This window comes from Leisingera sp. F5 (assembly GCF_001593695.1).
In genome coordinates, this window is the sequence record NZ_LUKH01000471.1 from 1 (window position 1) to 2,341 (window position 2,341).

General features: G+C 62.0%; 2 protein-coding genes and 1 pseudogene. All 3 read right to left on the reverse strand.

Going from position 1 to position 2,341, the window contains the following annotated elements; genetic code table 11:
* Positions 1-546: type 1 glutamine amidotransferase (locus tag A2I95_RS32030; protein WP_291736327.1), on the reverse strand; the 546-nt coding region annotated here is incomplete at its 3' end.
* Between the two features lie 86 nt (positions 547-632).
* The gene (locus A2I95_RS32035; protein WP_259991441.1) at positions 633-1,952 is read right to left on the reverse strand and encodes a glutamine synthetase family protein; all 1,320 of its coding nucleotides are present in this window, start codon (positions 1,950-1,952) and stop codon (positions 633-635) included.
* Positions 1,953-2,148: 196 nt separating this feature from the next.
* Positions 2,149-2,341: pseudogene (locus A2I95_RS32040) on the reverse strand (amino acid ABC transporter permease); the annotation flags it as partial.

The following is a 2,341-nucleotide window of genomic DNA, read 5'->3' on the forward strand; positions in this document are numbered from 1 at the left end:
GCCGCCGACAAAGGCGCTGGGGAATTCAGGATGCGGCTGCCAGGAGATGATGTGGTCGCCGTAGGCCAGGATGCCGTTCTGGCAAAAGTCGTTGCCGCCGAGCACCCGGGCGCCTTGGGGCCGTTCCACCACTTGGTCCTGATGCCAAGCATTGAGGGTCAAGTCCTTGCCGTCCACCTGATAGGTGACACGGCCCACGGCCCAGCCGCCTTGATACTTCTTAACCTTGCCGCCAAGCGCTTGGGCGATGATCTGGTGGCCGAAGCAGATGCCAGCCAGCGGCTGTTTCCTGGCGTTGATTTCGCGGATCAGTGCTTCCAGCGGCGGGATCCAGGCGTGATCTTCATAGGCACCATGCTTGGAGCCGGTGATCAGCCAGGCGTCTGCCGCATCGGCGCTGTCCGGCAGCACCCCGTCCACCACGGCCCAGGTTTGAAATTCAAAGCCGTTGCCGTCCAGCATGTCGCGGAACATGCCGTCGTAATCTCCGAAAGGGCCGAACAGATCTTCGGGGGAGTGGCCGGTTTGCAGGATGCCGATTTTCATAAGTCACCAGATTTGATCAAATTGAGCCTAGCTGAGGGGGCTGGAGCAGGCAAGCGCCTTGCCAATCCCCTTAAGGCAAGGCGGCTCTATACCGCTTCCAGCCAGGACAGCCAATGGCTCTCCCGGGGGCGTTCGGCAAAGCCTATCAGCTCTTGCCGCTTGGTCATCACCAGGTTCCGGATGGCAAGGTCCGGCAGCACACGGGCGATCAGCGGGTCGGTCTCAAACCAGTTGATCGCGGTCTCCCAGTCGGCGGCCAGCTGCGGCAGGCCCTGGATCTCGTAGATGTTGCCCTCGGACGGAGCGGGCGGCTGCATCTGATCTTCGATCCCGGCCAGGGCAGAGCCAAGCACGGTTGCGAGCATCAGGTACGGGTTAATGTCGCCGCCGGCGACGCGGTGTTCAATGCGGCGCGCCTTGTGGCTGCCGCCGGGGATGCGGATGGCGGCGGTGCGGTTCTCGTAGGCCCAGGCGGCGCTGACGGGCGCATGGGCGCCAGGCACCAGCCGGTCATATGAATTACCGTGCGGGGCAAAAATCAGCGAGCTGGCGGGCATCGCCGCCAGACAGCCCGCCACCGCGTGCATCAGCAGGTCCGACCCCTTTTCGCCGCCGTCGTCAAAGACGTTGCTGCCGTCCTGATCCTCGACCGAGAAATGCACATGCATACCATTGCCGGCTTCTTCAGCATAAGGCTTCGCCATAAAGGTCGCGGCAAAGCCGTGTTTGCGTGCAAGCCCTTTTACCAAGGCCTTGAACAGCCAGGCATCATCTGCTGCGCGCATCGCCTCCTGATGGTTCAGGTTGATCTCAAACTGACCCAGGCCCGCCTCGGAAATTGCCGATTGGGCAGGAATGCCCATCATCTCGGCACCGTCATAAAGATCCGTGAAGAAGTCATCGAATGCGTCCAGCTCTGCCACCGACAGCACCGACTGCTGATCCAGCTCACGGCCGGTCTGCGGGTCGATCGGCGGGGCAGGGCGGGGACCGCTGTCATCCAGCAGGCTGAACTCCATCTCAGTGGCGGCCACAACGCTCCAGCCGCGTGCCGCATACCGCGACAGCACATCGGCCAGCACATGGCGGGGGTCGCCAAGGAAGGCAGAGCCATCTTCCCAGTACATCGCCATCGGCACCAGGGCCGAGGCGCTTTTGAGCCAAGGCATCGGAACCGCACCGCGTTCGGTCGGCAGCATCACCCCGTCGGCGTCGCCGGTTTCAAACACCAGCGGGTTGTCTTCAACGTCGCGGCCCCAGAGATCGACATTAAGGGTGGAGATCGGCATCCGCGCCGCGCCGCTGTCCAGCTTGGCGGCCATGCCCGCAGGCAGCCGCTTGCCGCGCATCTGGCCGTTCATGTCACAGGCGGCAATGCGGATGGTCTTCAGTCCGGACAGGTCCATAGGGGGCTCCATGAATGCGTTGCGCCAACCCTAGCGCAGAGAATTGCATTCGCCAAGATAATTTGATCAAAAGTTTGAGGCGACGCCCCGGCGACCCCGTCTTGCGGGAGAAACCCCTGCGGTGTGAGGCACCGAGTGCGTCCGGTATGATCCAGCGATCGCCAAAAAAATGGCTCCCGAAGGAGCCATTCTGCATTCAGCGGATCAGGTTGATCTTCAGCCTGGTGCGGCTGCGCCGCTCTTGCGGCAGGTGCCGGTTCAGCTGCTTGTTCACAAAACCGAACACCGAGATAACAACCAGTGTCAGCAGAATGAAGTAGAAGGCCAGGATCGGGTAGGGGACAAAAGGGTTAAAGGTCTTGTCCGCGAAATAGCTGGCGTAGTACAGC